The sequence below is a fragment of the Proteiniphilum sp. UBA1028 genome (genome assembly GCF_002316955.1).
Classification (GTDB): Bacteria; Bacteroidota; Bacteroidia; order Bacteroidales; family Dysgonomonadaceae; genus Proteiniphilum.
This window is the reverse complement of the sequence record NZ_DCEN01000005.1, coordinates 2,177-7,510: the sequence shown is the minus strand read 5'-3', so window position 1 is coordinate 7,510 and position 5,334 is coordinate 2,177. Positions and strand designations below refer to the sequence as shown.

Genomic DNA, 5,334 nt, shown 5'->3' with positions numbered 1-5,334 from the left:
TATTTTCTTTCTACTACTGATGTTTTCATTTCAAGTCATATATCACCAATATTGGATTAGATTCTGCAGTAATAGCTGGAAGAGGTGATGCAGGTATCACTCATTTTCTATATCACTCTGATAATCCTCAATGAGTCGTCCGGAAAAAGGCCAATACAGCATTATCATCCTCCTTTATGTTCGATAGCTCTCCGTGAAAATACTTAGGATGCACCATTCTTCTCTCAACAATTGATGAAGCCGATACAAGCGCAAAAAATTTATCTTCGTAAACTCCATTTATTATTGAGTAGAGAGGTAATTTTTCTCTCGCATCACCCAATACTCTCATGCCATTATATATAATCGTGTTTGATGACAGGCTATAGATTGACTTAAGAATTATTGATGTGCCTGAGAATTTGAAAAAGCTTGATGTTATTTACTCTCTTGGACTTCATTTCAAAAAAGATGTATTTATGCCAGATTGGATTAAAACAAAGAAAATTGGTAAACTATTTATAGAAGGAAAGATTTCAAACAAGGAGACAGAAAAGATTTTAGATTGGTTTCCTAACACAGAAATTGATATGAACGGCAAAAAATACAATGAAGGAAAAAATGGTTGGATTATGGTTTGGGACAATGAAATCCCCAAACATGTTTTGGAATTGGATGAAATATGGATTTTAGAGATTTGGAGCGTAGAGTTTGACAATGACAAACTTATAATCCCTGATGAACTTGGAAATATAAAAATTGAAAACTTTTCTTTAGTAAATGATACATCTGAAGAAAACATTGAGAAATTAAAAAGATTACTTCCTAAGACTAATATCTATATGAGTGGACGGAAAATTCAATAACGCACGCTAACACGCGGTCATAAAACATGCCGGTTTCGATGGGATATTCGAGCGTTTCGTCCCAACTCAAGCATTTACAACGGTGGATAGTGACACAGCCCCGCAATCCGGCACGATTTTATACCGCGAGACCTTTAGTGGCAAATGTAACATCTTTCAGTAAAAAATAATATGCAAGATTTACTATTCGACTTTATATCAAGATACATTTCTCTGACAGAGGAAGAAAAGGATGCTGTTTTTTCTTTGGACTTATTCAAGACGGTAAAGAAGGGAACTATTTTACGATTTTGATTATAAGCGCCACAGGCTCGGTAGGTTCTTCGGCAATTCAAATCGCAAAACATTACAAAGCAGACATTACCGCGGTTTGTAGTGCTGCAGGAAAAAGACTTGCAGAAGAATTGGGAGGAAATGACTGTGTTTTTTGACTTTCCCTGGAGATCAGGAAGATTATTTATACGACCAACCTGATTGAAAATTTGAATGGTAAAATCAGAAAGTACACCAAAAACAAGATGGTATCCCCCAGCGATGAATCAATGAAAATGTCTGTTTCTCTTTCACTTATGGAAATATTGAAGAAATGGACACAGCCCATTCAGAGCTGGGGTTTGATTTTAACCAATTTTCAGCTATCTTTGAAAATCGGGTTCAGCTGTAGATACAGCCAAACCCTCCGTTTCTTATTTACACAAAATGTTGAACAGTGTCATGAAGTATTTTATACCTATATTCTTCAGTGTTACCCTATTTTTCGTTGCCTGCACAATCCAATCGCCCGACAGGTTGGCCGATTATCCTTCTATCACTGAAATTTTCACGGAACAGGAAGTTTTGGATTTGCAAACATTGCTGGATTCGTTTGAACAAGAAATCGGCATTCAAGCCGATGCATCTCCTGAAACTAGAGTCGCTAGATATTCGGTATTCAACACGCAGGTTTTAGCCTCCATGGAGGAAGGAAATTTGCATAACCATCCACTATCTAACGAGCAGAAAATTAAATTGCTCGATGTATTGCATTTAAGCACGTTCCGCTCTATCTGGAGTTTGGGTAGCGGGGTTCGCCTGATTGAAGACTTGAAAAACAGGCCTGTTATTACCTTTGATATTCATACAATTGGTAAATTTACAGTTTTATTGGCGGAATTGGAAAAAGAGTACCCGCAATTTTCCGGTTTGACTGACGAATTACAAAGGGCAGGCGGTTTAACTCCTCACTTTGTTGTCGCACTGTTTTTACAAAACGATAAGCTGAACATGAGAGATGCTCGTGTTCGACTTATTTATGTGATAAGTTGCCTGCAAGGAGATTGGCAGAATTAGTAAAACAAAACCGAAATGGTAAATTACCCCTTCGGTCTACTGATTTAAAATTCCTGACTTTTTTTATTTCAAACTACCCAAACCGTTACACCTTATGAAAGAAACAGCTCAGGAAATCAAAACCATTTTCGATCCCTATTTTCAAGCACCCCTGGAAGTGTGGGAAAGTTTTACGTCTCACGGCGAAATCGTTGAAACAGAGAAAAACGAAGTGTTGAAAAATTTCGGCGAGCGAGAAAAGAGCTTCCATATTATCTTAAAAGGTTCGGGCGGAATTTTACTTTACAACAACAATAACTATATCTGCACCGACCTCTGCTACGAAGGCGATTTTTTGGTCGATTACCTTTCTCTTTTGTCCAATCAGCCTACGCAACTCGAAGTGCTGTGTTTTGAGCAATGCCGTTTATTTAAAATTATACGGCAGGATTTTATTAAACTCGCTCAAACCGGCTATGGCAGAATTATTTGTCAAACCGCGGCCGAAAGTTTGTTTATCCACAAGCAAAACCAGCAAATCGAAATACTTTCAAAAACGGCGGAACAGCGTTACATGGAAATACTGCGCAACCAACGTCATATTTTACAACGAACACCCGACAAATACATTGCTTCCTACTTGGGCATCACGCCCGAAAGTCTGAGCCGGATCAGGAAAAAAACCGTGTAACGCCGTTTCTTATCCTACGATAAGTTTTTTGAAGTTCTTGCACAATAATTTTGCATAAAACTTTAAAAACTTAATTACAATGGATAAAAAGAAAATTATTTCAACCACAATGCTGGCGGTTGTGGCTATAAACAGTACCGTGAAGGCACAACAAGCCGGATCAATTCAATTGGCAGATAAAACATCGGTGTTGCAAGAAATCCTTGACAACACGGTGGATAATAAAAAAGTATTCGGTGTCTCATTCAGCGTGAAGCACAAAGGCGAGGTATGGAGCGGTTCGGCGGGAGACATGGAAAACGAGCAACCGTTTTTTATTGCAAGCACCACAAAACTCTTTACCACAGCCATTATTCTGCACCTTGTTTCCGAAAATAAACTAACACTGGAGGATAAAATCGGCAGGTATCTTGATGACGATGCCATGCAGGGACTTCACTTGTATAAAGGTATTGATTATTCCAATGAAATCACCGTTCGGAATTTGCTGGCGCACACCTCGGGACTGCCGGATTATTTTGAAGATAAAGGCACAAACGGAAAAAGCCTCGAAGAAGACCTTTTTTCGGGGAACGACCAATTTTGGACTTTTGAGCAAGCCATAGAAAGAAGCAAAAAAATTCACCCCCTGTTTGCTCCAAGCACGAAGAACAAAGCGCATTACTCCGATGCCAATTTTCAACTTTTAGGCAGAATCATCGAAAATATCACGGACAAATCGTATTCGGAAAACTGCCGAGAACTGATTTTCGAGCCTTTAAACTTGTCAAAAACCTACTTGTATAACGACATAAATGACATCCGTCCCAAGGCAATGTATTACAAAAACAACGTATTGAAAATACCCAAGGCAATGACGTCTTTTGGAGCCGACGGCGGCATTGTTTCCACTTCGCAGGAATTGTTGATGTTTGTAGAAGCGTTTTTTACCGGAAAACTTTTCCCTAAAAGCTACATCGAAGAATTACAGGTATGGAACCCTATTTTTCCACCCATCAAATCGGGCGTAGGCATTCATCAGTTTAAACTGCCTGCCATATTGGGCATGCCCGAACTTATCGGCCATTCGGGTTTATCGGGCGCATTGGCCTATTATGATCCTAAAAACGACCTGTACATAGCCGGAACTGTAAACCAAATTTCCTATCCTTCAACCTCGTTCACGGTGGCAACAAAGTTAATTCAGGCAACAGTAAGCAAGCGGAAAGAGCAAAAAATCAAATCTTTTTCAGCTATCGGTATCGGAGCTACTTACTCAAGTATAGAAGATAACGCAGGAAAACCCAAAGCAGGCCTTTCGTTGGGTTTGTATAAAGAGTACAACATCTTCAAACCTGTTTCTTTCACGGCGGAAATTCTATATAACCAAAAGGGGGAAAGAAGCAATGACCCACTACAAAATATCAGGTTGCATTATATTGATTTTCCTCTTATGCTGAAACTCAATTTATGGAACGATAAAATCGGCATAGCGTCAGGTCTCAGCACCAATGTTTTATTGGGTTCCAACAAAGCCAAAAACACTTTTCAAAGAGTGGAATATTCCGTCCCTTTCGCGGTAAATTATGTTTTAACTGATTTCCTACAGGTATCGTTACGATATAATATGGGCATCAGCAACATAGCCAAAAATGATTATCCCGATCAAAAATTAAAAAACAATTGGTTGGGTATTTCGTTACTACTGGTGAAACCATGATGAAAAATTAAAAAATACTGTAAAGACTTGGAAGAACTATATGACAGATAAAAGAAAAGGAGCCCGTTCCACAAAGGATATCCCGGCAGATATTTTGGAACAGCTAAATCGTGGGGAAATTGAAACCGCCAATCTTATAGAATGGCTGGCAGTTGACCAGCGGATTTTGCTTGAAAACATGCTCAGACAGCATAACCGCACGGAATTTCTAAGCCCTGTTCTATTGAAAATAAATCAATTGAAAAGGCAGACCGTAAACACCATAAACGAAGCCATCGGGACAGGTCTTTTTGAAATGGCGGTAAGAAATCGGGATGAAGACTTTTTGGCAATCATGTCAACGCATAAAGCCGACCTTGTTCGTTGCTGGGCAACGTACACCATCGGAAAAAACGAAAATCTGAATATTGCCGAAACATTGCAACAAATTCAACCTTTTGCGGCCGACAAACATTTTGGAGTGAGAGAAATATGCTGGATGGCCGTAAGATCGAAAATAACACGACAACTCAACGAAAGTATCGGAATCCTTTCCCAATGGACAGCCAGCGAAAACGAAAACATCAGGCGTTTTACGACCGAATCAACACGCCCCCGGGGTGTATGGTGCGAACATATTGAAGACCTTAAACATCATCCGGAACAGGCATTACCCATTTTGGAACCGTTGAAATCGGACAAGGCAAAATATGTCCGGGACAGCGTTGGAAATTGGTTGAACGACGCCGGAAAAACCCGCCCCGACTTTGTTGTGCAACTTTGCAAGCGTTGGGAAAATGAAAGTGATACAA

The 5,334-nt window shown here is 39.5% G+C and carries 5 protein-coding genes and 1 pseudogene; all 6 read left to right on the top strand.

The annotated features are described in order from the left end of the window. Positions 1 to 458: 458 nt before the first annotated feature. Positions 459 to 845: a hypothetical protein gene (locus B3Z75_RS00655; protein WP_294066596.1), complete on the top strand. Its 387-nt coding sequence runs from the start codon at positions 459 to 461 to the stop codon at positions 843 to 845. A gap of 396 nt (positions 846 to 1,241) precedes the next feature. Next, a pseudogene (locus B3Z75_RS00650) lies at positions 1,242 to 1,509 on the top strand (transposase); the annotation flags it as partial. Positions 1,510 to 1,559: 50 nt separating this feature from the next. Beyond that, positions 1,560 to 2,174 carry a hypothetical protein gene (locus tag B3Z75_RS00645; protein ID WP_294066593.1) on the top strand — a complete coding sequence of 205 codons (615 nt, stop codon included), beginning with the start codon at positions 1,560 to 1,562 and terminating at the stop codon, positions 2,172 to 2,174. A gap of 94 nt (positions 2,175 to 2,268) precedes the next feature. Next, on the top strand, positions 2,269 to 2,844 hold the full coding sequence (locus B3Z75_RS00640) for a Crp/Fnr family transcriptional regulator (RefSeq protein ID WP_294066590.1): 576 nt from the start codon (positions 2,269 to 2,271) through the stop codon (positions 2,842 to 2,844). A gap of 79 nt (positions 2,845 to 2,923) precedes the next feature. Then, positions 2,924 to 4,543: a serine hydrolase gene (locus B3Z75_RS00635; protein WP_294066587.1), complete on the top strand. Its 1,620-nt coding sequence runs from the start codon at positions 2,924 to 2,926 to the stop codon at positions 4,541 to 4,543. Between the two features lie 40 nt (positions 4,544 to 4,583). Next, positions 4,584 to 5,334, top strand: a 751-nt coding sequence (locus B3Z75_RS00630; RefSeq protein ID WP_294066584.1) for a DNA alkylation repair protein, incomplete at its 3' end; no start/stop codon positions are given.

What these genes read in the sequence shown, in the direction of transcription:
- B3Z75_RS00655 (WP_294066596.1), top strand. Translation starts at nt 459, where the DNA reads ATGCCAGATTGGATTAAAACAAAGAAAATTGGTAAACTATTTATAGAA.
- B3Z75_RS00645 (WP_294066593.1), top strand. Translation starts at nt 1,560, where the DNA reads ATGAAGTATTTTATACCTATATTCTTCAGTGTTACCCTATTTTTCGTT.
- B3Z75_RS00640 (WP_294066590.1), top strand. Translation starts at nt 2,269, where the DNA reads ATGAAAGAAACAGCTCAGGAAATCAAAACCATTTTCGATCCCTATTTT.
- B3Z75_RS00635 (WP_294066587.1), top strand. Translation starts at nt 2,924, where the DNA reads ATGGATAAAAAGAAAATTATTTCAACCACAATGCTGGCGGTTGTGGCT.